This is a genomic window from Corynebacterium tuingiense, assembly GCF_046718165.1.
Lineage (GTDB): Bacteria > Actinomycetota > Actinomycetes > Mycobacteriales > Mycobacteriaceae > Corynebacterium.
In genome coordinates this window covers 707,734-732,283 of record NZ_CP177101.1, presented here as the reverse complement: position 1 = coordinate 732,283, position 24,550 = coordinate 707,734, and the positions used below count along the sequence as shown (strand labels likewise).

The following is a 24,550-nucleotide window of genomic DNA, read 5'->3' as shown; positions in this document are numbered from 1 at the left end:
TAATGGCGAAAATTGCAGCTTCCCACCTCACGGTCACTTTTCCGGATGGAACCACCGGCCTGCGCGATATCAACCTCTCCATCGAGCCTGGGGAACTCATTGCACTCGTTGGCCCGTCAGGCTCCGGTAAAACCACGCTCCTGCGCACCATCGCTGGTTTTATTTCTCCATCGTCGGGTGAGCTTTACATAGACGGCCGGCAGATGACTGCTATTCCTCCCGAGAAACGCGGCATTGGCATGGTCTTCCAACAGCACGCAATCTGGCCGCACATGTCCGTTAGAGACAATGTTGGCTACCCGTTGCGCCAGGCGAAAGTAGCAAAGGCCGAGCGCGAAGAGCGCATTTCTGAGACTTTAGCTCTCGTGGGCCTGCCAGGATTCGAGGACCGTACTCCGGATAGCCTTTCTGGTGGGCAGCGCCAGCGCGTTGCCCTGGCCCGGGCGATCGTCGCTAACCCCAAGGTTTTATTGCTGGATGAGGCCCTGTCGGCGCTCGATGAACCATTGCGCGATAATTTGCGCCGAGAGCTGGTAGCCCTGACGCAAAAGCAACGCCTAACCACGGTGCACGTCACCCACGATCGCGCCGAGGCGCTGGCAATAGCAGATAGAGTCGTGGTTCTAGACGGCGGCGAAATCCAGCAGATTGCTACCCCGCAAAAGCTACTGGAAAATCCCGCTAGCCCGCTGGTCGCGGGATTTATTGCAGATGCCACTATTGTCCAGACCACTATTTCAGGAGGCCGCGTCGAGTGCCCCGCTCTTGGTATCTCTTGGCCGTTGAGTGACGTGACCGTGCGAGGAGAAGGCACTAAGGCCGCCATCTTGCCACACCACGCAACAATCGTGGAGGAAAACGATCCAGGCGCCACGGTTCCAGCGGTAGTTGACTCCGCCATTTTCGAAGCCGGGCACTACTCCGTTACCGCCTCCCATGAATCTGGGGTCACTTTCCGGACTACCGCAGATAATAAATCAGAGCTTGGACAATCGGTGCGTATTCGCTTCTCGCCGCCCTTGATTTATTAATTCACCGCATCGCGCGAACTTTGGCCAGTTCAGCGCTTGCACTGCACCCCCATTTACCGCAACGGTTGCACCCGCTTTCGGGCGGGCCTAATATGCTTCCACGCTGGACTTTAAGTTTTCCATTATCGGACTTTCAGCCCACTCGTTTCAATTAAGTACCACCTGCAAGGAACGCGTATATGTCCGACTCCGCATCCCCCTCCTCCACTCCTGTGGAAGAACAGTCGTCCCTTTCGCCGGAACATCAGGCAGAGCAGATGCCTGTTGAAGTATCCAAAAAGCGCCGCTTTAGCGATGGCTGGAAGCTCTTTGTATGCATTGCCATCGTGCTCATCGGCGGATTGGGCTCATCCCTAGTGCAAACCGATGGCGGCAATGTTCAGGTCACCGATCTAAAGATCGCCGGCAAGCACGGCGCTACGGTCACCGCGGATCTCTTCCGCCCGAAGGACGCGACGCCGGAGAATAAAGCGCCAATGGTCATCGTCTCGCCCGGTTTCCAGCGCACCAAGGAAACTCAGGTCTCCAACTCGCTGGAATTGGCCCGGCGCGGCTTTGTCACCCTGGTAGTTGACCCATATAACCAGGGCGAATCGAGCTCGCAGCACCCGGATGATAGCGATTCCGCCATTGTGACCGCCATTGATTACGTCACAGACCACCTGGATACGTTCAATTACGTCGATGAGGATCGAATCGGCATTACCGGCCACTCCGCCGGTGGTACCGCGGTGCGCACCGCGGCCAATAAATACGGCAAGAAGGTCGATGATGCGCTCGAAGCCGCCAAGGATCCGGATAGCGAAGGCGGCACCACCATCACGGATGGCGAGCGCAAGCGCGCCGAAGATCTGGATAAGATCTCCGCGGTCTTTATCTCCGGCTGGCTACAGAACTTGAACGATAAAAAGTTCGCCCACGTGCACTCCAATATGGCGCTGGGCTATGCACGCTACGATGAGGGCGGCTACCGCAATATCAATGGAGATGGTGATCTGCGCGATGCGCCGGAGGCCCTGTCCATGGTCAACTCTGGGCTCAAGAAACAAGACCAGGTGGACCGCATTGAGATTGGCCATGGGTACGGGGACGTCGACAAGGGCACCTACCGCATTGCCTATAACGATGAAACGCTGCACCCGCTGCAGCCGCTTACGCCCAGTGCCATCGGCAGTATCCTCGAGTTCTTCGATGACACCCTGGATGCCCCAGTGAAGATGGATTCCGGCAATCAGACGTGGTGGCTCAAGGAGGTCTTTAACCTCCTGTCCCTCATCGGCGGCATTGCCATGCTCTTCCCGCTGACCCGCATGCTATTGCGCACCCGCTACTTCGCACCAGTGGCGCAGGCGCTTCCAACGGTGCCGAAGCGCCCACGGGGCAAAGAGGCCGCGAAGTTTTGGGCGTTCTTCGTGCTTACGGCGGCCATCGCGTTCTTCACGTTCATGCCGCTGGCAAACCTATCGCAAGATGTCTTTTACGATGCCGCGAATAAGGTCAGTACCTGGTTCTTCCCGGCGCGCATGGTCAACTCGGTGGTCTTGTGGGCCATCGTCAACGGCATAGTCGGGCTTATCTTGTTCTATATCACCCGGGATAAGTCCACCTACGCCCGTGGCGAGCGCGCCCGTTCCTGGGGCATCACGATGAGCTGGCGCACCTTTGGGCGCACGCTACTGCTGGCCTTCATCTTGCTCTTCGTGTATTTCTCCGTGCTATCCATTGTGTATCTCGCTTTCCACAATGATTACCGCTTCTTGGTCGTAGCCTCCCGCCCGCTAACACTGCGCTGGTTCCTTGTGGCTCTCATGTACGTGCCGGCGATGTTCATCTTCTACCTGGCCAACTCCATTCGCGCCGGTGTGGGCACGCGCTATAGCGATACGCCCAAGTGGCAGACCTACCTCATTGCGGCGCTGGCCAACTCCGTCGGCTTGGCGATGATCTTCGTTATCCAATATTCCGTCTTCGCCGCCACCGGCACGGTGCACTGGACCGATGACTGGCTGTATGTCAATATGCTGCAGTCCATCTTGCCCATGATGATCCTGCTGCCCATCTTGAACAAGATGTTTTATGCCAATACCGGCCGCGTCTGGCTCGGGCCCCTGGTTATCGCGCCCATCTTTATCACGATGTCCTTAGGCGGCAGCGTGGCCTATATCCCGAGCCTGGCTTAAGCTTTAGGCCATGAGTGAAATCACGAAGCAGTATTCCGTTGACCTTAACCGCGTAGAAAATTCGGTGTACCGGGCCACCAATGCGGAAGGCGCCAGCATCGAGTTCGGCCGCGGGGAGGGCCTGTTATCGCCGGTAGAGCTCCTGCTGGCCGCCGTCGCCGGGTGCACCGCGGTGGACGTGGATGTCGTGACCTCTCGGCGCACCGAGCCGGAGTCTTTCCATGTGCGCGCCGAGGGCGACCGCGTGGATGAGGATGGCGCCTCGCGGCTTTCCGATGTCCGCGTCGCCTTCGACCTCGCATTCCCTTCCACCCCGGACGGCGAAAAGGCCCGCGCACTGGTAGATAACCTGATTCGCATTTCCCACGAGAAGGACTGCACGGTATCGCGCACCGTGGAACACGCCACGAACGTGGAATTTAGCAACGTGTCAAAATAAACACGATCCACCCACCATCTCCTGCTATGGTGCATTTGTTAACTATTGTGACTAATGCGATCACTGCAGGAGCTTTTCATGTCACCGTCTCTGTCTCGTCGCGGCCTCTTGAAGGCAAGCGCCCTTGCCCTTACCGCCGGGGCCATTGGTGCGGCCGCACCCTCGGCCGCCGCCCTCGGCCCGGTGCGCGGCACCATCATCGACTTTTCCTCCGGTATCCCCTCCCCCGCCGCCATCAAGCGCGCGGGCCATATCGGCGCTATTCGCTACGTCTCCAATAAGCGCCCCGGCGCGGCTTGGATGACCGGCAAGCCGGTCACTTTGCAAGAGGCTGCCGCCAATGCCGCGGCTGGCCTGCCCACGGCCTCGGTCTATCAATTCGGCCGCGCCGAAACCGCCGATTGGAAGCAGGGCGCGGCCGGCGCCGCCATCCACGCCCCGCAGGCCATTTCGCTGCACAAGGCCGCCGGTGGACCCACGCACCGCCCCATTTATATCGCCATCGACGATAACCCCACCCGCGAGCACTACACCCAGTTCATCCGGCCGTACCTGCAAGCGTTTTCCAAGGCCCTATCCGTGGCCGGCTACCAGACCGGTGTCTACGGCAACTACAACACCATCGAGTGGGCCAGCCAGAATGGGATTGGCACGTTTTACTGGATGCACGATTGGGGCTCCAACGGGAAAATTCACCCCAAGACCACCATTCACCAGCTACCGCAGTCGCGCCAGCAGACCATCGAGAACGTCATCGTCGATGTCAACGAGGTCTATGCCAGCGACTGGGGCCAATGGACGCCCGGCTCCAAGCAGCCAGGAATCCAGGATCTCAGCTCCACCCTGGACAAGGCCATCCCGAATATGCCGGAGCTGCCGCAGCTCAACGCGGATGGGGTGAGCTTTAAGGGGTCATCGCTAAGCAACGAGCAAATCCGCGGGCTTGCCGATGCCGCCCAGGACATCGCCAAGGCCATTAAGTAGGCCTATTTCCCCTTGGGCTCGGAGGACTTCTTTTCGTCCTTCTTGTCCTCGTCCTTCTTCTCGCTCGAGGACGGCTTCTCCGAGGTCGTCTCGATGGGCGGGACGTCCTCGCCGTCCTTGTACTTCAGGAACCGCTCGGTAGCCTTACCCAGGTTCTCGCCGGTGATTTCGCTCTTGACGTAGTCCGTGAGGTCATCGGCAGAACCATTAATGGAGGCCGCGGCGACGAAGTTCTTGCCAAAGGACACCGAGGAATTGATGGACTTGTCATTAGACCAGCCCCACTTGCTGCCCACCACATTTGAGAGCTTCGCGGTGCCATAGTCTTGGTCATAGCCATCTTCTGAGACGGGATCCGCATGCGACATCGCCACCAGCACGGGGTGGGTTTCATCGCGCTTGATGAGCTGAGAGATGAAGCTGGCCACGTCATAGGTGGAGGTTTCCGAATAGCCCCAAGTCTCGCCCGCCTTGGTGGATTCCAGATCGTATTCCTTGGCAATCTTATCGATGGAATCCGGGTACTTCTTAAACAGCTCCTCGGCGCTCTTATCAGAAGAGCTGGCGATCATACCGAGCGCCTCGTATTTGTCCTCGTACTCGCCCTGCTCAATGACGTAGGTAGCGATATAGAGCTTGATAAGGCTGAGCGCCGGGCGGGGATCGTGTTCTGCCGCAGAGCCCATATACATGCCATCGTGCAGGCGAATATAGCTAATGGAATGGTCCTCATCCCCCTTGAGGAACTCATTGATCCGCGGGGGCACCTTTGCTGCCCTATGCGCAGTAATCGTGGTGTCTTCGGCTTTGGCGGTGCTGTCTCGCTCGCTATTGCTGCACCCAGCAACCGTAGAGCAGGCAAGCATGCACACGGCAAGGGCGGCACCAGCCTTTACTGATGCCGCCGCGTTGAGAGAGGACGGTTTAAACACGTCGAACCATATTACCGGTAATTGCTCCTTTTCGGGCAATTAGTGCTGGACTGGGGCCTCGACGCCCACACCAGTCAGGGAACGAACTTCCATCTCTGCCGCCAGCTCGTCCAAGTTATCTGGCTTGGTCACGATGGAGACGAACCAACCAACGAAGAAGGACAGCGGGATGCTGACCAGACCCGGCGAGGTCAGCGGGAAGATAGCCCAGTCCGCGTTCGGGAACATGGCGCTTTCGGTGCCGGATACCGCTGGGGAGAAGAAGATGAGGACCAAGCAGGAGACAACACCGGTGTACATGGAGGCCACGGCACCCGCGGTGTTGAAGCGGCGCCAGTACAGCGAGTACAGGATGGTCGGCAGGTTAGCCGATGCCGCCACTGCGAAGGCCAGGGAGACTAGGAAGGCCACGTTCTGGGTCATCGCCAAGATGCCCAAGATGATGGAGACAATACCCAGGACCACCACGGTGGCCTGCGAGACGCGCACCTGCTCTGCCTCGGTGGACTCACCGTTGCGGATAACGGCGTGGTAGATATCGTGCGCGATGGAGGCGGAGGCGGTAATCGCCAGGCCCGCCACCACGGCGAGCACGGTAGCAAAGGCCACGGCGGAAATAATCGCCATGAAGATGGAGCCACCGATTTCCAGTGCCAGCAGCGGTGCCGCGGCATTCGCGCCACCCGGTGCGTTCAGGATGCGGTCCGGACCAACCAGTGCGGCTGCACCGTAGCCCAGAATTAGGGTCATCAGGTAGAAGGAGCCGATGATAACGATAGCCCAGGTCACGGAGCGGCGAGCCTCAACGGCTGTCGGCACGGTGTAGAAGCGCATGAGCACGTGTGGCAAGCCGCCCACGCCCAGCACCAGGGACATGCCCAAGGAGATGAAGTCCAACTTTGCGGCGGTAGAGCCACCGTACTTCAGGCCCGGCTCCATGATTTCCTTGGCCTCATAGCCCTTTTCATGGAGGTAGTCGGAGGACGCGTGCATATCAATCGCTGTGCTGAACATGTTACTGAAGCCACCCCGCAGGGAGACAAACACCATGATGCACATGATGACCACACCGGTCACTAGCAGGACGGCCTTAATCATCTGCACGTAGGTAGTGCCCTTCATGCCGCCAACCAGAACGTAGAGGATCATCAGCACGCCGACGATGCCGACGACAACTGCCTGCCACTTGAAGTCATGGATGTTCAGCAGCACGGCCACCAGCGAACCGGCGCCGGCCATCTGGGCAATGAGGTAGAACAGCGTCACGAAGAGCGTGGCGATGGACGCGGCCACGCGCACCGGCTTTTGCTTCAGGCGGAAGGACAAAACGTCCGCCATGGTAAAACGGCCCACGTTACGCATCGGCTCGGCCACGAGCATCAGGGCCACGAGCCAGGCGACGAAGAAGCCAACGGAGTACAAGAACCCGTCATAGCCGTTGAGCGCCACCGCACCGACGATACCGAGGAAGGACGCCGCAGAAAGGTAGTCACCAGAAATGGCCAAGCCATTCTGGCGGCCGGAGAACGAGCCACCACCGGTATAGAAGTCAGACGCCTTCTTCGTGGACTTGCCGGCGCGTAACACGACGGCCATGGTAACCACGAGGAAGATGCCGAAAATGGAGATATTCAGAATCGGGTTACCGGCAGAAGTTTCTTGTGCAAGGTAAGTGGTAGTCATTTACTTGGCCTCCAACTTCTCGCGAATAGCAACCGATTTAGGCTGAATATTCTTATTGGCGTACTTCACGTAAACCCAGGTAATGATGAACGTGGTGAGGAACTGGGCTAGGCCGAAGACGAGGCCAATATTCCAGCCGCCATCGCCAAGCTCAATGGCCATAAAACCAGGCGCAAACACGGCAGTGAGCACGTAGACGATGTACCACACGAAAAACGCGACGGTCATGGGAAAAGTGAAACTACGATAAGCGCTGCGCAGCTCGCCAAACTCTTCGCTATCGCGCATTTCTATGTAGTCGGCTGCCGTAAGCTCACGGCGCTCGACGGAAGCAGTTGTATCACTCATAGAAGGGTTGTCTCCTTGGGTGAGAGAGGTTCTGTACAAACGAGGCGAGATGTGTTGTTCATCACTACCTGCGTTGATATGTAAGATACAGAACATTTTTTGCAAAGCAGTAAATATTGCCAATACGCCCCATAAAAACTCCCCCCTTTTAGCTTGATAGGTTCCGATGAACTGGGCTAATATTCTTTGCAAATCACCCCCTTCACCCTGAATTTAAGTGGTTCGCAAATTTTGTTAACCAGACATTAACTAATGAGTAAAGGCCGCACGAAAGGAACCACCTATCAACGTCGTTGGTGCTTTGACCAGCACGTACTCCCCACCCAACGGGCACGCACAGCAAAAGCCACCGACGACGCCGTCGCCGGTGGCTCCTTCGCCCGAGAGTGCTTTCTTAGCCCTCAGCACCCGGGAATTCGCGGGGGTCATTAAACATGCGGCCGAAGCCTTCTTGGCCTTCCAAGGAGTCAACCGCGGCGATTTCATCCTTGCCCAGCTCTAGCTCCGCGGCGGCCAGGTTCTCCTTGAGACGCTCACTGCGGGCGGACTTCGGAATAACGGAAATGCCCTTGGCCATCAGGTACGCCAGTACCACCTGGCCCTCGGTAGCCTCGTGCGCGGCGGCAATCTTTTCAATCTCCGGGTTATTAAGCACCACGCCGCGTGCCAGCGGCGACCAAGCCTCGGTCACGATGCCGTGCTTGTGGTGGAATTCGCGCAGCTCCGGCTGGGTGAATCCGGGGTGCAGCTCTACTTGGTTGAGCACCGGGGTAATGCCGGTCTTATCAATGAGATCCTCGAGGACCTCCTCGTAGAAGTTAGCGACACCGATGGAAGCAATCTGACCCATGCCCTGCAGGCGGGCAATGGATTCAAAAGTCTCCACGTACAGCCCGCCCTGTGGCCACGGCCAGTGGATAAGGTACAGGTCCAAGTAATCCAGCTTCAGCTTCTCCATGGATTCCTGGAAAGCCTGTTCCACCTTCTGCGCGCCGTGATGGGAGTGCCAGACCTTGGAGGTAATAAACAGGTCCTCGCGGGTGACGTCGCCCGCGTCAATGGCTTGGTTCAGCGCGGTACCTAATGCCTCTTCGTTCTTATACAGCGTTGCCGTATCAAAGTGGCGGTAGCCCAGGTCAATGGCTTCGCGGACTACGCGAATGCATTCATCGTCGTTGAGCTTGTAGGTACCCAGACCCAGCTGGGGCATCTCGCGATCATCATTGAAAGAAATAGTTGGCACAGTCATAGTTCCCATTGTGCCCCAGTTTGTCGTCTTATGCGGCCCCTTGCGGCAACTGACTGCCCCTACACAACGAAAAACCGGCTCCCCTTAAGGGGAGCCGGTTCAACGCTTTTTAGCGCAGATTAGTCGGCGCGGATAAGGTCAATGATAAAGACCAGGGTGCGGCCGGACAGCGGGTGCGCACCGCCGGCGGGGCCGTAGGCCTTTTCCGGCGGGATGATGAGTTGACGGCGACCGCCTACCTTCATTCCCGGGATGCCCTCTTGCCAGCCGGCAATGAGACCGGTCAGTGGGAACTCGATGGACTGGCCACGGTCCCACGAGGAATCGAATTCTTGGTTGGTCTCATATTCGGCGCCAACGTAGTGGACCTCCACTACGCCGCCAGGCTTAGCTTCAGCGCCATCGCCTACGACGATGTCCTCGATGACGAGGTCGGTCGGCGCTGGGCCAGACTGGGCTTCAATAACAGGTTTATCCATGGGGATTATTCTCCTTGGGAAATCTAGTTTGTTCGTGCGGTCGCAATGAAACCGAACCGAGCTGCACCAATTATAGTGCTCAAGCCCGATTCGGTTGAATTGGGGCGACCAAAAGCGCTAATTAGCGCTCGCTGCGAGGGGTAACCTTGCGCAGGGTTTCACCGGTGTAAATCTGGCGAGGACGGTTAATCTTGGTGTTCATCTCCAGCTGCTCGCGGTACTGAGCGATCCAGCCCGGCAGGCGGCCGATGGCGAAGAGGACGGTGAAGAAGTCCGTCGGGAAGCCCATGGCGCGGTAGATGAGGCCGGTGTAGAAGTCCACGTTCGGGTAGAGCTTGCGGGACACGAAGTAATCGTCGTTCAACGCAATCTCTTCCAGCTTCATGGCCAGATCCAGCATCGGGTCGCCGCCCAGGTGATCGATGATCTCGTGTGCGGTTTCCTTGACGATGGCCGCGCGTGGGTCGTAGTTCTTGTACACGCGGTGGCCGAAGCCCATCAGGCGAACGCCCTTTTCCTTGTTCTTCACGCGGTTCATGAAGTCGGTAGCGTCGCCGCCGTTGTTCTTCTCGATGTCCTCGAGCATCTCCAGCACGGCCTGGTTAGCGCCACCGTGCAGCGGGCCGGACAGGGCGTTGATGCCGCCGGCGATGGAGACGAACATGTTGGCCTGTGCAGAACCAATCATGCGGACGGTGGAGGTGGAGCAGTTCTGCTCGTGGTCAGCGTGCAGAATGAGCAACTTGTCCAGTGCCTTGGAGACAACCGGGTCAACCTCGTACTCCTCGGTGGGGTAACCGAACATCATGCGCAGGAAGTTCTCGCGCGCATTCAGGTTGTTATCCGGGTACATATAAGGCTTGCCCTGGGACGCGCGGTAAGCGTAAGCGGCCAGCATCGGCACCTTAGCCAGCAGGCGAACGGTAGCCTTGTCCAGCTGCTCCTCATCCAGTGGGTCCAGCTGGTCCTGGTAGTAGCTGGAGAGAATGTTCACGGAGGACGCAAGCACGGCCATCGGGTGTGCATCGCGCGGGAAGATGTTGAACTGCGCCTTAAAGTCCTCATCCAAGAGGGTGTGGTGGCGGATGGCGTTATTGAACTCCGACAGTTCCTGCTCATCCGGCAGGTGACCCTTAATCAGCAGGTAGGAAACCTCATTGAAGGTGGCGTTATTTGCCAATTCAGCGATATCGTAGCCACGGTAACGAAGGATGCCCTCCTCACCGTTAATAAAGGTAATCTTGGACTCGGTGGAGCCGGTGGAGGTGTAGCCGGGGTCGAAGGTAACAAGCCCGGTTTCCTTGCGGAGCTTGGAGATATCGAAGCCGGAATCGCCCTCAGTGGACTGCTTGATATCCATCTCGTACTCGTTGCCAGCGTGCTTGAGTACTACCTTGTTTTCTTCAGTAGACACGGAATTTCCTTTCCCTGTTAAAGAGTTCTTTAAGGCGCTAACTTACACAAGTCAGCCTTATACCTATTCACACTCTAGCAAACTTTGTGATACTGCCAACATGTTTACGGGCATCAAAATACCTGCCATTCAACCGGAACTGTTCTACACTAGCGGCATGAGTACTCCAGAAATCACACTGCCAGCAGATCTCTTGCCTTCCGATGGCCGATTTGGCTGCGGACCCTCCAAGGTGCGCCCCGCCCAGATCGAGGCTATTGACCCCGCTATCGTGGGCACCTCGCACCGCCAGCCGGCGGTGAAAAACCTCGTCGGTTCCGTGCGCGAGGGCTTAAGCGATCTCTTTTCTCTTCCGGAGGGATACGAAATCGTCCTGTCCTTGGGCGGCGCCACGGCTTTTTGGGATGCGGCTACCTTCGGCCTCATCGAGCGCCAGTCGGCTCACCTTACCTTTGGTGAGTTCTCCACCAAGTTTGCCAAAGCCTCCTCCAAGGCTCCATGGCTTGATGCCCCGGCCCTGACCGAATCTCCCGCCGGCACCGCACCGGATCCGCGCGAGCTCGCGGCCAATGCCGATGTCGCCGCTTGGGCCCACAATGAGACCTCGACCGGCGCAATGACGGAAGTCGTTCGCCCCCACCCCCACAACGACCAGCAGCTCGTGCTTGTCGATGCCACCTCTGGCGCCGGCGGCCTCCCCGTCAATATCGCAGAGACCGACGTGTACTACTTTTCGCCGCAGAAGTGCTTTGCTTCCGACGGCGGCCTTTGGCTCGCCGCGATGTCCCCGGCTGCCCTGGAGCGCATCGAAAAGATCAATAACTCCGATCGCTTCATCCCGGAGTTTTTGAACCTGCAGACTGCGGTTACTAACTCCCGCAAGAACCAGACCTATAACACCCCGGCGATTGCCACCCTGCTCATGCTGGATAACCAGATTAAGTGGATGAATGACAATGGCGGGCTCGACGGCATGGTCAAGCGCACCACCGAGTCCTCCTCCACGCTGTACAACTGGGCCGAATCTCGCCCGGAGGCCACCCCATTCGTCAGCGACCCGGCAGCGCGCTCGCTGGTCGTGGGCACCATCGATTTCGACGAATCCGTGGATGCCGCACAACTTGCCGCCACCCTGCGCGCCAACGGCATCCTCGATGTCGAGCCGTACCGCAAGCTCGGCCGCAACCAGCTGCGCGTGGGCATGTTCCCGGCGATTGAAACCGAGGACATCGCCAAGCTCACGCAGTGCATCGACTACGTGCTGGATGCCAACTAAGTCATCAACATGCCCCGCCGCCTCGCATGGCGCGGGGCGTTTTCGCGTTATAGTTGACTGCATCACAGATCCGTCCTTCCGTCGATAGGCAAAGGAGCGCCACACTATGCGCGAGCTGTTTCTCGTTGACAGCGAATCGAGCGAAGACTCATTGGTGCTACGCACCGAAGAAGGCGAAGAGTTTTCCCTTCCCATCACCGATGAGCTGCGTTCCGCCCTCACGCCCACCGCTAGCAAGCCAGAGCCGCCGAAGCTAGCGCCGATGCCCAAGCCCTCCCACGAAGAGGAAGAAAAGCAGATCCGGCCGGCCGAGATCCAAAACCGCATCCGCGCCGGTGCTTCCACGGCAGAGCTAGCGGAAGAAATGCACGTCGATGAATCACGCATCGAGCCCTTCGCCTACCCAGTCATGCTGGAGCGCAATCGCATTTCTGAGGTGGCCAAGCAGGCCCACCCAATGCGCGAGGATGGCCCTGCCAAGCTCACCCTGTGGGAGGTGCTGGCCAGCTCTTTTGCCGCCCGCGGCCACTCCCTTTCGGAGTCCACGTGGGACGCCTACCGCCACCAGGGTGAGCCGTGGGTTGTACGCGTGACCTGGAAGGCGGGCCTTTCTGAAAACGAGGCGGAATGGACCTTTAAGCAGTCCATGTCCTCCCCCGCTACGGTCGAGGCCCGCAACTCGGTCGCGGCAGACCTTACGGACCCGGACTTCGTACAACCGGTGCGCTCGCTAACCTCCTTGGGCAGCGGCCGCTACGACGAGGCCATTGATGGCGATCAGCCCGCCAATGTCACCGATATTTCCGGTTCCAACGAGGAGACGGAAGAAGAGGAATTCCTGCAGAATCCTTCCTCCGAGTCCAAGCCCTCGAAGCGCCGCCGCAAAGCCGTCACCCCACACTGGGAGGACGTACTCTTGGGCGTTCGCTCCAATACCAAGCGCCCAAGGGACTAAACAGTGGACATCTCTCATGCCGTTCTCACGCTGTGGTACATCTCCAAGCCAGGCGCCGAAGAAGTACTCAAGACCGAGCCCAAGGCGGACCGCGGGTTCGGCCGCAAGTTCCTAGCCCAACTCAACCCGAATTTCCCGGTCACCCCGATTGGGCAATTCCCCCTGAACCGTTCCGCGCAGACGGATCCGAATGAGTACTACATCGGCGGCTACCCGGGCATTACCGTGGTGCAAACGGTCTGCGAGGGCGATTCCGTCCTGCTTTCCCAGCTGCCGCAAGACCTCTTGAACGCGGTTCCCGCCCAGCGGGTTATCGCCCTGGTCAGCAACGCGGACGAGGACTATGCGGGCTTCGCGCTGTGGGAAGGCGGCGAGCTCAAGCGCTGCCTGTGTGCCTCCCGCGACCGTCTCTACGAGGACACCGGCCTGCCCGAGCCCTTCGAGGCGCCGTTCTGGGCCGGCGAAAAGGACGAATCCCTCGGCGGCATTTCCCTGCCGTTTCGCCCCCACAGCATCATGGAGGCCGCCCAAAAACACTGGTTGGGCATCACCGTGGGACAGGAAGGCCCGGACCTGGACGTCGTGGGCTATGCCGTCGACGGGCGCCCAGAACCCAAGATCGATCCGCCGAAGCCGAAGCAGCCGGTCAGCGAGTTCGCCGCTCAATCCGCGAATAAGCTGGGCCTTAATGATTATGACGACTACGAGGACCACGATGCCGAGCCGGATTCCACCGGCGATGAGCTCCTTTCCACCGCCAAGCACCTCGGCTCGCTAATTGGCAACTGGCTGCGTCAGACGTTTAAGTCACTTAAGGATCGCTGGCGCTCATAAAAGGAAATGGCGGCGGCGGTTGCCACATTAAGGGAATCGGTACCTGGGGCCATCGGTATCCGCGCGCGGATATCGGTGGCCTTCATCGCGTGCTCGGTAAGCCCGGGACCCTCCGCACCTACCAGCATGGCCACCTTGTCCTGCCCGTGCATGGCCTCTGCCAGGTGCACCGCTTGGGGGTTGGGGGTTAAGGAAATGAGGGTGAAGGAGGCATCGGCAAGCGCCTGCAAGGAACGCTGCCACGTGGTGAAACCGCCCTCCAAATGGGCAAAGGGCACGCGGAGCACGTGGCCCATGGATACGCGCACCGAGCGTCGATAGAGCGGATCCGCAGCACCTGAGCCCAGCAATACCGCATCCACGTTCATGCCGGCCGCATGGCGGAAAATGGCGCCGATATTTTCATGATCCCCCACGCCCTCCAGCACGGCGATGGTGCGGGCCTGCTCCAGAATCTCGCCCACCTCCGGCTCTGGGGCGCGGTTTGCGGCGGCAACCAACCCGCGGTGCATATCGAACCCTGCGACCTCCGCGAGGGTCTCACGCGATACTTCGTAGACGGGGCACTCTGGCTCTCCGTACTCTGCAAAGAAGGCCTCCAGCTTCTGGGGAAAGCCCACCAGGCACCGCATGGGAAACCGCGATTCCATCAGGCGGGCTGCCACCAAGGGGCCTTCTGCAATGACCAAACCCTCGCCGGATTTATCGGATTTGTTGAGGTTCCGAATATCATCCAGGCGAGGGTCACGGGGATCAGAAATATGCATGCCTTCCAGGCTAGCCGATGGCCTCCGAAATCGGATCGATGCCAAAGTAAATGACGAACAAGCCAGCAAGCAGCCACATGATCCAGTGCACCTGCTTGGCCTTACCAGCAAAGGTGGACATGAGCGCAAAGGTAATAAAGCCCACGCCGATGCCGTTGGCAATCGAATAGGTAAACGGCATGACCACGATGGTAAGGAAGGCCGGGATGGCCACTTCCATGCGCGTCCACGGGATATCCGTGAGCTGCGCAGCCATCATCACGCCCACGATGACCAGGACGGGCGCGGCGGCCTCGATGGGCACGATCTCATAGAGCGGGGTGAAAAACATGGCGGCGATAAACAGCAGGCCGGTCATGATATTGGCCAGGCCGGTGCGCGCGCCATCGGCAATGCCGGCAGAGGAATCCGCGAAGACGGTATTCGAGGATGCCGAGCCCAAACCACCGGCGACCGCACCGGTGCCTTCCACAACCAGAGCCTTCTTCATGCCCGGCAGGTTGCCGTTTTCATCCACGAGCTTGGCCTGCTTACCCAGCCCGGTCATGGTGCCCATGGCATCAAAGAAGTTGGTCAGCAGCAAGGTAAAGATGAGCAGGACCGTGGAAATCACGCCGATATTGGCAAAGGCGCCCACCAGGTTCACATCGCCCACGATGGAAAGGTCCGGTATGCCACCCAGCGCATCTGGGGCCTCTGGGGCGGCCATGCCCCAGTCCTCCGAGTCGGTGAATGCCTGGACAATAAAGGCGATCACCGTGTTGAGGATGATGGCAATAAATAGCCCACCCGGGACATTGCGGATGACCATGAAGGCACAAATGATAAGGCCAATGACAAAGACCACCGCCGGCCAGGTGGCAATCGATCCATTAATTCCCAGGCCCACCGGCACGGTGGTCTGTGCGGCATCGGGCACGCGGGTGACAAACCCGCCGTCCACGAAACCGATCATGGCGATGAACATGCCAATGCCCACGCCCATCGCGGCCTTCATGGGCTGCGGGATGGCGTCAAATACTGCGGTGCGGAAACCGGACACGGCGAGCAGGACGATAATAAGGCCCTCGATTACCACTAGGCCCATGGCTTCTTGCCAGGTCAGCCCGCTGGTGGCGACCATGCTGATGGCGACGAAGGTATTCATGCCCAGTCCCGCGGCCATGGCGAAGGGGTACTTCGCAATCGCGCCGAAGGCGATGGACATGACGCCGGCGACCAGCGCCGTAGCTGCCGCGACCTGCGGCACGCCTAAGGTATAGCCCTCCGCATCCGGGCTCGTGCCCAGGATCAGCGGGTTGAGCAAAATAATATATGCCATGGCGAAGAACGAGACCGTTCCCGCGCGTAGCTCAGTTCCAATGGTGGAACCGCGTTCAGAAATCTGGAAATAGCGATCGAGAGTGGCTTTCACGCCGTGCCCTTTCACGTAGAGCGGTATTTTTACGCCCTAAGTGTGCTGCTTTAATCCCCAAATTCAAAATCTTGGTAAATGGGCTTTTCGTCATCGAAGGCCGCGGCCGGCGCCTTCTCCTCACTCACCCGCGTCTGCGAATGCGCACCACACCCGTAGCGCGCATGCACCACGCGGCCATCGGCGGAATACTCATTGGCGCATACCCCAAAGTTATCCATCAGCTGCATATAAAACGCGCACGTGCGGCACTGCAGATGCGCCTTGGCCGCCATCTCCGAGGTTGGGCCATATTCTTCTTGCCAGCGCTGCTTGGCATCCGCTAGGCCCTTGGCGGAAAGCTCATTTCCATCTAGGCGCTCATCATCGACGGCCGGCGGCATAAGATCCCCCGGGCCCAAATCCCCCGGCAGCACGCGGTCCTCATACGGCACCCATTCCGGGGCCTGCAGCGCTTCCCCGCCCGGTACCAGCGCCACCTCGTTGACGGTGACGTAGCGCGAGCCATCCGCGCACGCGAGCACGGCCTGCCATTCCCAGCCTGGGTAGCCCGGCATATCCGCTTCAAAGCGATGAGTAACCACGTTGCGGCCCATTCCGGCTACGCCCCTATGCTTGCCGATGCCCCCTTCCCCCACCTCTTCCAATGCCTCACGCGCAATGCGTACGGCGCGGGAATCGATCAACGGATTTGCTTTTCGCTTACTCACGCCCCTCATTATTCATGATGGCCCGCCAACAGTGGTACATATGGTGCATGTCGTTTCTCCGCCGCGCCGCGCTCATTGCCGTGCCCTGCTGCGCCTTGACCGCCTGCTCTTCTGATGCTTCTGAATCTTCCTCCCCCGAGCACCTATCAGTGGAAGTCCTCGATACCGCGCCGCTGCCAGAGAACTCCTTTACGCAAGGCCTCGAAGAAGACGGCGAGGGCAACCTCCTGCTCGGCACTGGGCAATGGGGCGAATCTAAACTCATCCGCTTCTCCCCTGAGACCGGCGAGGTCCTCCAAGACCACGCCCTGGATGAATCGCTTTTTGGGGAAGGCATTACCCAATATGGCGACTCCATCTGGCAGTTGACCTGGAAGCGCGGGCAGGCGCTGCGCTATGACGGCGACTTCCAGCACATTGACACCGCCACCTATGCCGGCGAAGGCTGGGGGCTATGCGCCAACCAGGACGAGCTCATCATGTCCGATGGCACCTCTGCCCTGCGGCACATGGATCCAGAAACCTTTGCGGAGCGCTCCACCACGGAAGTCACCCTTGAGGGCTCGCCGGTAGAAAATCTTAACGAGCTGGAATGCGTGGACGGTGATGTCTACGCCAACGTGTGGGGCAGTGAAGATATCTACCGCATAGATCCCTCCTCCGGCGAGGTGACCGCAGTGATTTCTACCGATGCCATAGATAAATCGAAATATACCGATCCCGATGATGTCTTAAACGGCATCGCCCATATCGAGGGCACCGATGAATTCTGGCTTACCGGCAAGCGGTGGGATGAGCTCTACCGCGTTCGAGTAAAGTAATGGTCCATGGCAACCCGTAAGGAAGCAAGGAAAAAGTCGCTGCTGCAGATCCTCGCGCTCATCGTGGTCGTGGCGGTCATCGTCGCCTCCGTGGTGATCTTTCAAAGCTGGCGCAATTCGCGCCCAGGCCCTGAGCCGAGCGAAATTGCGATTACCGCCTCCGTGGGGGATAACACCAAGGAGGTCACGCCCTACCTCGTGTGCGAGCCGGGAACCGATTGCCCTGAAGGCGATGTTCCCCAGCTAACCGTGGGCGAAGATGACACCTTGCATCTGGACATCCCCGAAGAGATTTCTAATCACGAATGGAAGGTACTGTCCATTTATGATGATCCCGCCGCCAATGACGAGACCTCTCACGGTGCGAATGAAACGACCGAGGTGGATATCCCCGGTTCGGTAGACCCCATCGAGGCATCGACTGGCGAGCGCCCCCGGCTCATGGTGGTGGAGGTCTCCTCCCTCATGATTGGCACCGACGACGATGGCGAAGAAACCCCCCTCGCCACCGTGTGGTCCCTATCCACCATGGATGATTAACTATCTAAATCCTTCGCGATCGCGCGGAGGATTTCTGCTACTTGGCGCCCGGTCTTGCGCTCGGGGTAGCGCCCCGAGTTCAGCACCGGCTGCACCTGGGATTCCAGCAGGGTCATGACATCAGAGACCATGCTGCCGAGCTCTTCCGGCTTGCGCGACGGCGTGCGGCGGCGCGGCTTATCCAGCACGCGCACCCGCAGCGCCTGCGGCCCGCGGCGCCCCGCCGCGAAATCGAATTCGATGCGCTGGCCCGGAAAGATTTCTTCTACTCCCTTGGGCAGGACATTCCGGCCGACGTAGACGTCTTCATCGCCCGGGTTGCTAACGAAACCGAAACCTTTCTCGGCGTCATACCACTTCACTTTGCCAATGGGCATAGGTATCCACCTCTTCTCTTGGGTAAATTCTTAAGTTTAGCTGGAAGTTATACAGAACAGAAGTTCCACGTGTCGTGTGACATAGTTTACAACGCCGCAATTACCTGCGGAAACTTTGCTGACGGAACCACAATAGTCTCAATTCTTTCCCGTTTAGTACCCAGAACGTGACTATTTCGTTATAAACCACTACGCTGGCCCTCAGTGTCGCCGCAAAGAAGGTTTCCCCGCCCATCCTTTCTTCTAGGCGCAAAACATTTCCACGAAAACGGGCACCACGGAAAGGACTACTTTTATGGGACGCCACTCCGCTAAGACTAACCACTTTGCCGCTAAGTTCACCGCAGGCACCGTTGCCTTGGGTGCAGCCGCCGCCATCATGGCACCGAACGCCGCCGCTGCCCCTGACTCCGACTGGGACCGCCTCGCACAGTGCGAGTCCGGCGGCGACTGGCACATCAACACCGGCAATGGCTACCACGGCGGCCTGCAGTTCAACGCGCAGACCTGGCAAGCATACGGCGGCGGTGAATTCGCCCCTACCGCTAACCAGGCAACCCGCGAGCAGCAGATTGTCATCGCTGAGCGCACCCTGGCTAACCAGGGCTGGGGCGCATGGCCCGCATGCTCGGCCTCCCTTGGCCTGAACTCCGCGGCGACCGAGCGCACCGCACCTTCCGCACCCGCTGAGGCACCGCAGCCAGTGCAGCAGGCAGTAGAAAACAAGTCCGATGAGCTCGCCGTAGACGCCGTCTACAACCTTGTTAAGGACACCGCTAATGCTTACGGCCTGCAGCTGCCGGCGCAGTTCACCGACTTCTACCACGCAAACCGCCACGACTTTAACGCGTTCTACTCCGCGAACCGCAACGTCATCGACCCGGTTGCGCAGCTGGTTGAGAACTTCAGCCGCTAAATAAGCACATAAAAATTCCCCTCGCCGTCCGCGGCAAGGGGAATTTTTTAGCGATTGATGCGGGTATAAGGGTGAACGTAGTTCAACTTCTCTGCCGGCATCGGCAGCACCAGATCGTCGCCGTAGGGGCTGGAAGCACCAGCAAAAGGCGCAGAAATTTCCGTAATTGCATGCTCGCGGTGTTCATTGTCCGGCCAAGCCGGGGAAACAAAGCCATTTTTTTCATTCGACATAGCCTTATTATTTCAAACCTCGGGCGAAAACGTAACTCAATCCGGCGCTAAAATTGTGATTTATCATGACTCAGTCCTCCCACCTCCCACATTTTCGCACCTGGCTTAATTCCCTCACTGAAGAGGAACTGGCCACCATCCTTCGCCACCGCCCCGACGTTTTAACCCCGCTGCCACCCTCCATCGCGGCACTGGCCACGCGATTGCTCTTGCGCACCTCCATCGCCCGAGCGCTAGCGGAGTGTAACGCGCAGCAGTTGGCGGTGCTGGAGGACATCGCCAAGCGCGGCGGGGAGCTTGCAGAGGTAGAAGACCACAACCCCGCCATCACCCGCGAGCTCAAGGAACGCGGCCTCGCCTTTGGCGCGGTGCAAATCCCGCCAGAGGTCATGCCCGCACTCCCCACGGGCTGGTCACTGCTTAATCAACTCGATGTATCACCCGCGACAATCGATGCCCTTGCTGAAGACGAACGCCACGTCCTTGCCACCCTGGCGCGCTCCAATGGCATCGGTACCACCCGCGAGACCAATCCGTCCCACCCGGTGCCGCGTTTGATTGCCAAGCAGCTCTTACAGCGCGTTGACTCCCAGACCGTTCGCCTGCCGCGCGAGGTGCACCGCGCGATGAAGGGGCACACCGTCCCGCATATTCCCACCGAGCCCTCTGCGCGGCGCGGCGAGCCCACCGCTGACCGCAAGGCCGATGACGCCGGCACCGCCGCGGGCCTGTCCGTGGTGCGCGGCATGCAACAGCTCATTTCTGCCCTGGGTGCCCGGCCGATCGAGCTGCTCAAGGATAAAACCGTCGGCGTGCGCCCCCTTGCCCAGCTCAGCAAGCAGCTCGACATCGCGGAACCAGAACTGCGCCGCCTCATCACGCTCGGCCTGTCTGCGCGCCTTATCAACCGCGGCGAACCGTCCGGGTACGAGGGAAACTTCCTCGCGCCCACTGAATCCGCCCAAGAGTGGCTCGATGCAGGACTAGCCGCGCAGTGGCGAGTGCTCCTCGCGGCCTGGCAACATTCTCCGTGGACCCCGTGGGAATCGGGCCGGGTGCTTTCTACCAGCACCGATCGTCTGCCCAAGTTCCGCCGGCATATCCTCGATGTCTGCCTCAATTCCGCAGAGCCTCTTTCCACGGAGGATTTTCGCGAAGATCTGCATTTTTACTTTCCCCTTTTCGCCACGCACACCTCCCCGGAGACCATCGAGGAGCTGCACCACGAGGCGGAATGGATAGGTGCCATCGCGCTCGGGCGAGCTACCAGCGTGCTCATCGATGGCTTTGCTGCGGCCGATGCCTTAACCCCAGACACCATCGATTATTTCCTGATTCAAGCGGATATGACCGTGCTCGTGCCTGGGCCCCTCGAGCCTGCCGCCCATCACACTCTAGAGTCCCTCGCGGACCTAGAATCGCCCGGTTTAGCCAGCGTCTACCGCATCAGCGATGCCTCTCTTCGCCGCGGCCTCGACCGTGGGATGACGGGCACAGAAATCCGCGACTTCTTCGCCGCGCATGGCGATGTCCCGCATACGCTGGAATTCCACATCGAGGACATCGCCAAGCGCCACGGCACCTTGCGCTCCGGCCCTGCCCTGTCCTACCTGCGCAGCGAGGACCCAGCCCTCTTGCAGATCGCCGCGAAGTCCGCCCCGCTGCGCCTGCTGGCCCCCACGGTCGCGATTTCCCAGCTGCGCGTCAGCGAGCTGTTGGAGCGCCTGCGCGAAAACGGCCTTTCCCCCGCTGCCGAGGACGAAAACGGCGCTAGCCTGTCCATCGCGCCCGAGCCCGCAACGCTTCCCACACCCAGCCCTCGCGCCCAGGCCGCGCCGCCGGATATCGCGCGTGCGCTGCGCAACCTCACCACCGGCGAGGCCCCGAGCCTGCCCAACCTGGATCTGGTCCACGCCGCCGCGCGCACCGCACGCCCCATCACCATTGGCTACGCCGATAAAAATGGCAATACCAAGACCCGCACCGTCACCCCACTGACCGTCGCCGGTGGCCAAATCGATGCCCGCGCCGCCGATGGCTCCACCATCCGGTTTCCCTTGCACCGCATCACCTCCGTTACCCTAGACGCATGAACGGACCACTGATTGTGCAGTCGGACAAGACCGTCTTGCTGGAAGTCGATCATCCAGATTCCGCCGCTGCACGCACCGCCCTCGCGCCGTTCGCGGAGCTGGAGCGCGCCCCAGAGCACGTGCATACCTACCGCATTACTTCCCTGGCACTCTGGAATGCCCGCGCCGCCGGGCACGACGCCGAGCAGGTCGTCGATGTCCTAGAAACCTACTCCCGGTTCCCGGTCCCGCAATCGCTGCTTGTCGATGTCGCCGAGACCATGTCACGCTACGGCCGAGTCCGCCTCCAGGCGCACCCCGCCCACGGGCTCATCCTCGAATCCGAAGAGCCCGCTATCCTCACCGAGCTCTCCCGCGGCAAGGTAGGAAAACTGCTGGGTTCGCGCATCGATGACAACACCATCGCCGTGGCTCCTTCAGAACGCGGCCGCCTCAAGCAAGAACTCCTCAAGGCCGGCTGGCCCGCCGAAGACCTTGCCGGCTATATCGACGGCGAATCTCACCCCATCGCGCTCAACGAGGACGGCTGGCACCTGCGTGATTACCAGGAATACGCCACCGACGCCTTCTGGTCCGGCGGGTCTGGCGTCGTCGTGCTGCCCTGCGGTGCCGGCAAAACCATCGTCGGTGCCGCCGCCATGGCAAAGGCGCAATCCACCACCCTCATCTTGGTTACCAATACCGTCGCCGGCCGCCAGTGGCGCGACGAACTCCTGCGCCGCACCACGCTTTCTCCAAACGATATCGGCGAATACTCCGGCGAGAAGAAGGAAATCAAGCCGATTACCATCGCCACCTATCAAGTGGTCACGCGGAAAACCAAGGGTGAATACCGCGCCCTCGAGCTCTTCGATTCCCGCGACTGGGGCCTTATTATCTACGACGAGGTCCACCTGCTTCCCGCACCCGTATTCCGCATGACCTCGGACCTGCAATCGCGGCGCCGGCTTGGGCTTACCGCCACCCTCGTGCGCGAGGATGGCCGTGAAGGCGATGTGTTCTCCCTCATCGGACCGAAGCGTTACGATGCGCCGTGGAAAGAGCTGGAAATGGCCGGCTACATCGCCACCGCGGAGTGCATCGAGGTCCGCGTGGATATGGATCCGGAAGAACGCATGCTCTATGCCACCGCGCAGCCGCGCGACCGCTACCGCATCGCTGCACAGGCCTCGGCCAAGCTCCGCGCCGTCGATAAGATCCTTGCTTCCCACGACCAGCAAGCGCTCATCATCGGCGGATACGTGGATCAACTGCGCGAATTAGGTGAACACCTCGATGCCCCCGTCATCGATGGCACCACCTCTACCGCCAAGCGCGAAAAGCTCTTCCAGCAATTCCGCGAGGGCGAGCTGGCCATCCTTGTCGTATCCAAAGTGGCCAATTTCTCCATCGATCTGCCCGAAGCAGCACTGGCCATCCAGGTCTCCGGCACCTTTGGTTCCCGCCAAGAGGAAGCACAACGCCTCGGCCGCCTGCTGCGTCCGAAGGAAACCGCGGCGCTCTTTTATACGCTAGTCACCCGCGACAGCCTAGATGCGGACTACGCTATGCACCGCCAACGCTTCCTCGCCGAGCAAGGATATGCCTACCGACTCATGGACGCAGTAGACTTAGGCCAATGAAGATCTTTAAGTTCGACGTTGACGAGTCCTTTGCCAAGGCCAATAACGAGTTATTGCGTGATTCCAACCGGCTTCGCGTATCCGGGCTTATCTTCGGCCTCATCCTGATCATCGCCGGCGCCGCCGTCTGGTGGAGCTTTTCCTGGGGAATCACCTTGGGATTAGGGCTTATCCTGTTCGGCATTGTCGTGGCGATTGTCGGCGTTGCCGCCGCCAGCAAGGTGGGAACGGCGCAATCTCTCTATGACTCCTATCCGCTGGCTCCCGCCGTCATCGCGGAGGTCAACGAGCGTGACATGGTCCTCATGGCTTTGGTCAATACCAACGTGGATCCTTCCCTGCCGCCGCGTTGGGGCGCGTGCCTGCGCACGGTATCTGCCATCCCCGGCGTTCAGCGCACCGTGGGCACCAAGGTTCCCGTCGCCGCCGTTTCCGGCCAACGTTCTTCATCCGATAAGGAGCATTGGCAGCAGATCTCTCCCATGCCTATTGCATGGGGAACCCCCGATGCTGAAACCATCACCATCGCCCGCAAGTCCATCCCACAGGACCAATGGCAGCGCCTAGAGCGCGCCCGCAAGCGGCTTTCCGATGTCAAAGCCACCCGCTATGACCTGCTCGTCCTCTAGCTAGGTCACTCAAGCACCAGATTGTTTCTGGTGCTTTTTCTTTTACCTTTGCCAAATGGTTAAAGGTAAATATTGCGTCGGTGTCCTACATCGATGACGTTGACGACCACAGCTTCATCGAGGATAGAAACAATCACCCGATAATCCCCTACTCTCCATCGCCACAATCCAGACTTGTCCGCGACGAGCCCCTTACCGCGCACACGAGGATCGTCTAACTCTGCTACCTCACGAAGGAACTTACTGATTTGTTTCTGTACCGGTTTGTCGAGCTTCCGAAACGACTTTGCCGCACGCGGGGTGAACTCAATCGACCAAGCCACACTCGTCCTCTAAGTCCTGCAGGGAGATTGTGTCCAATTCTCCGCGTCGTGCTGCTTCGGCTTCGGCTTCAAGCGCATACACATACTCAAGTTCATCTAGGTAGGAATCTAGGGCCTTGCGAAGATAGAAGGCCCCAGTCCGCCCAGTCCGCGAAGCAAGCGCATCTAGGCGCTCTTTCTGCTTCGCGTTAACGCGCAAACGAATTACTGACTCGCTCATGTAAACATGTTTACAACAAGTAAAGCGATTTGTACACCACCCTGTGAGCATTGCCGGCGCTTTGCTGTGGTCACGTCGTAC

At 59.4% G+C, this 24,550-nt stretch carries 26 protein-coding genes; 13 read left to right on the top strand and 13 right to left on the bottom strand.

Going from position 1 to position 24,550, the window contains the following annotated elements:
• Positions 1–2: 2 nt before the first annotated feature.
• The 4 genes from ACLI1T_RS03550 to ACLI1T_RS03535 all read left to right on the top strand — a co-directional run bounded on the left by ACLI1T_RS03550 (position 3) and on the right by ACLI1T_RS03535 (position 4,634).
• Entirely contained in the window at positions 3–1,031 is a 1,029-nt protein-coding gene (locus tag ACLI1T_RS03550; RefSeq protein WP_411703037.1) for an ABC transporter ATP-binding protein, read from the top strand.
• 179 nt (positions 1,032–1,210) lie between these two features.
• A complete protein-coding gene (locus tag ACLI1T_RS03545; RefSeq protein WP_411703036.1) occupies positions 1,211–3,211 on the top strand; it encodes a prolyl oligopeptidase family serine peptidase in 2,001 nt (666 codons plus the stop codon).
• Positions 3,212–3,221: 10 nt separating this feature from the next.
• A complete protein-coding gene (locus ACLI1T_RS03540) occupies positions 3,222–3,650 on the top strand; it encodes an OsmC family protein (RefSeq protein WP_411703035.1) in 429 nt (142 codons plus the stop codon).
• A 78-nt stretch (positions 3,651–3,728) separates the two neighbouring features.
• Positions 3,729–4,634, top strand: coding sequence for a DUF1906 domain-containing protein (locus ACLI1T_RS03535; RefSeq protein ID WP_411703282.1), 906 nt, complete (start codon positions 3,729–3,731; stop codon positions 4,632–4,634).
• 2 nt (positions 4,635–4,636) lie between these two features.
• Here the strand turns inward: ACLI1T_RS03535 and ACLI1T_RS03530 are convergent, their stop codons facing one another.
• From ACLI1T_RS03530 to ACLI1T_RS03505, 6 genes are all read right to left on the bottom strand, one after another.
• Entirely contained in the window at positions 4,637–5,566 is a 930-nt protein-coding gene (locus ACLI1T_RS03530; RefSeq protein ID WP_411703034.1) for a hypothetical protein, read from the bottom strand.
• A gap of 39 nt (positions 5,567–5,605) precedes the next feature.
• On the bottom strand, positions 5,606–7,249 hold the full coding sequence (locus ACLI1T_RS03525; RefSeq protein WP_411703033.1) for a cation acetate symporter: 1,644 nt from the start codon (positions 7,247–7,249) through the stop codon (positions 5,606–5,608).
• Entirely contained in the window at positions 7,250–7,597 is a 348-nt protein-coding gene (locus ACLI1T_RS03520; RefSeq protein ID WP_411703032.1) for a DUF485 domain-containing protein, read from the bottom strand.
• A 394-nt stretch (positions 7,598–7,991) separates the two neighbouring features.
• On the bottom strand, positions 7,992–8,855 hold the full coding sequence (locus tag ACLI1T_RS03515; protein ID WP_411703031.1) for an aldo/keto reductase: 864 nt from the start codon (positions 8,853–8,855) through the stop codon (positions 7,992–7,994).
• Between the two features lie 110 nt (positions 8,856–8,965).
• Positions 8,966–9,325 carry an FKBP-type peptidyl-prolyl cis-trans isomerase gene (locus ACLI1T_RS03510; RefSeq protein WP_023025863.1) on the bottom strand — a complete coding sequence of 120 codons (360 nt, stop codon included), beginning with the start codon at positions 9,323–9,325 and terminating at the stop codon, positions 8,966–8,968.
• 121 nt (positions 9,326–9,446) lie between these two features.
• The gene (locus tag ACLI1T_RS03505) at positions 9,447–10,739 is read right to left on the bottom strand and encodes a citrate synthase (RefSeq protein WP_239269226.1); all 1,293 of its coding nucleotides are present in this window, start codon (positions 10,737–10,739) and stop codon (positions 9,447–9,449) included.
• A 157-nt stretch (positions 10,740–10,896) separates the two neighbouring features.
• Here ACLI1T_RS03505 and serC point away from each other — a divergent pair, with 157 nt between their 5' ends.
• The 3 genes from serC to ACLI1T_RS03490 all read left to right on the top strand — a co-directional run bounded on the left by serC (position 10,897) and on the right by ACLI1T_RS03490 (position 13,804).
• Complete coding sequence (gene serC / locus ACLI1T_RS03500) at positions 10,897–12,015, top strand: phosphoserine transaminase (protein ID WP_411703030.1); 1,119 nt, start codon at positions 10,897–10,899, stop codon at positions 12,013–12,015.
• Positions 12,016–12,121: 106 nt separating this feature from the next.
• The gene (gene sepH, locus ACLI1T_RS03495) at positions 12,122–12,970 is read left to right on the top strand and encodes a septation protein SepH (protein ID WP_411703029.1); all 849 of its coding nucleotides are present in this window, start codon (positions 12,122–12,124) and stop codon (positions 12,968–12,970) included.
• Positions 12,971–12,973: 3 nt separating this feature from the next.
• Positions 12,974–13,804 (top strand): DUF6928 family protein, encoded by an 831-nt coding sequence (locus ACLI1T_RS03490; RefSeq protein WP_411703028.1) that lies wholly within the window; start codon positions 12,974–12,976, stop codon positions 13,802–13,804.
• Here the strand turns inward: ACLI1T_RS03490 and ACLI1T_RS03485 are convergent.
• The 3 genes from ACLI1T_RS03485 to ACLI1T_RS03475 are packed head-to-tail and all read right to left on the bottom strand — an operon-like array spanning position 13,765 to position 16,704.
• Complete coding sequence (locus ACLI1T_RS03485; protein WP_349887694.1) at positions 13,765–14,571, bottom strand: RNA methyltransferase; 807 nt, start codon at positions 14,569–14,571, stop codon at positions 13,765–13,767. The genes ACLI1T_RS03490 and ACLI1T_RS03485 overlap by 40 nt on opposite strands.
• 10 nt (positions 14,572–14,581) lie before the next feature.
• On the bottom strand, positions 14,582–15,985 hold the full coding sequence (locus tag ACLI1T_RS03480; protein WP_349853726.1) for an NCS2 family permease: 1,404 nt from the start codon (positions 15,983–15,985) through the stop codon (positions 14,582–14,584).
• Positions 15,986–16,035: 50 nt separating this feature from the next.
• The gene (locus tag ACLI1T_RS03475; protein ID WP_411703027.1) at positions 16,036–16,704 is read right to left on the bottom strand and encodes a DUF3027 domain-containing protein; all 669 of its coding nucleotides are present in this window, start codon (positions 16,702–16,704) and stop codon (positions 16,036–16,038) included.
• A 5-nt stretch (positions 16,705–16,709) separates the two neighbouring features.
• Between ACLI1T_RS03475 and ACLI1T_RS03470 the strand changes: the two genes are divergently transcribed.
• The gene (locus tag ACLI1T_RS03470; RefSeq protein ID WP_411703026.1) at positions 16,710–17,516 is read left to right on the top strand and encodes a glutaminyl-peptide cyclotransferase; all 807 of its coding nucleotides are present in this window, start codon (positions 16,710–16,712) and stop codon (positions 17,514–17,516) included.
• A gap of 6 nt (positions 17,517–17,522) precedes the next feature.
• Positions 17,523–18,056: a DUF2771 domain-containing protein gene (locus ACLI1T_RS03465; RefSeq protein ID WP_239269234.1), complete on the top strand. Its 534-nt coding sequence runs from the start codon at positions 17,523–17,525 to the stop codon at positions 18,054–18,056.
• Here the strand turns inward: ACLI1T_RS03465 and ACLI1T_RS03460 are convergent.
• Complete coding sequence (locus ACLI1T_RS03460) at positions 18,053–18,433, bottom strand: cold-shock protein (RefSeq protein WP_005279828.1); 381 nt, start codon at positions 18,431–18,433, stop codon at positions 18,053–18,055. The two genes, ACLI1T_RS03465 and ACLI1T_RS03460, sit on opposite strands and share 4 nt — an antisense overlap.
• Before the next feature lie 295 nt (positions 18,434–18,728).
• On the opposite strand from ACLI1T_RS03460, the gene ACLI1T_RS03455 reads away from it, so the two are divergent.
• Positions 18,729–19,349 carry a resuscitation-promoting factor Rpf1 domain-containing protein gene (locus ACLI1T_RS03455; protein WP_411703025.1) on the top strand — a complete coding sequence of 207 codons (621 nt, stop codon included), beginning with the start codon at positions 18,729–18,731 and terminating at the stop codon, positions 19,347–19,349.
• Between the two features lie 47 nt (positions 19,350–19,396).
• Here ACLI1T_RS03455 and ACLI1T_RS03450 read toward each other — a convergent pair whose 3' ends face one another.
• Positions 19,397–19,582, bottom strand: a complete 186-nt coding sequence (locus ACLI1T_RS03450) for a hypothetical protein (protein WP_005279826.1) — start codon at positions 19,580–19,582, stop codon at positions 19,397–19,399.
• Between the two features lie 65 nt (positions 19,583–19,647).
• On the opposite strand from ACLI1T_RS03450, the gene ACLI1T_RS03445 reads away from it, so the two are divergent.
• From ACLI1T_RS03445 to ACLI1T_RS03435, 3 genes are read left to right on the top strand one after another with little or no spacing between them, the layout of a single operon-like run.
• Positions 19,648–21,675 carry a helicase-associated domain-containing protein gene (locus ACLI1T_RS03445; protein ID WP_411703024.1) on the top strand — a complete coding sequence of 676 codons (2,028 nt, stop codon included), beginning with the start codon at positions 19,648–19,650 and terminating at the stop codon, positions 21,673–21,675.
• Complete coding sequence (locus tag ACLI1T_RS03440) at positions 21,672–23,297, top strand: DNA repair helicase XPB (RefSeq protein ID WP_284853780.1); 1,626 nt, start codon at positions 21,672–21,674, stop codon at positions 23,295–23,297. Before ACLI1T_RS03445 ends, ACLI1T_RS03440 begins: the two co-directional genes overlap by 4 nt.
• Entirely contained in the window at positions 23,294–23,926 is a 633-nt protein-coding gene (locus ACLI1T_RS03435; protein ID WP_411703023.1) for a DUF3239 domain-containing protein, read from the top strand. The genes ACLI1T_RS03440 and ACLI1T_RS03435 overlap by 4 nt, the downstream gene beginning before the upstream one ends.
• Before the next feature lie 59 nt (positions 23,927–23,985).
• Here ACLI1T_RS03435 and ACLI1T_RS03430 read toward each other — a convergent pair whose 3' ends face one another.
• Entirely contained in the window at positions 23,986–24,249 is a 264-nt protein-coding gene (locus ACLI1T_RS03430; RefSeq protein WP_023017564.1) for a type II toxin-antitoxin system RelE family toxin, read from the bottom strand.
• Entirely contained in the window at positions 24,233–24,469 is a 237-nt protein-coding gene (locus tag ACLI1T_RS03425) for a peptidylprolyl isomerase (protein WP_278723585.1), read from the bottom strand. Before ACLI1T_RS03425 ends, ACLI1T_RS03430 begins: the two co-directional genes overlap by 17 nt.
• Positions 24,470–24,550: the final 81 nt, after the last annotated feature.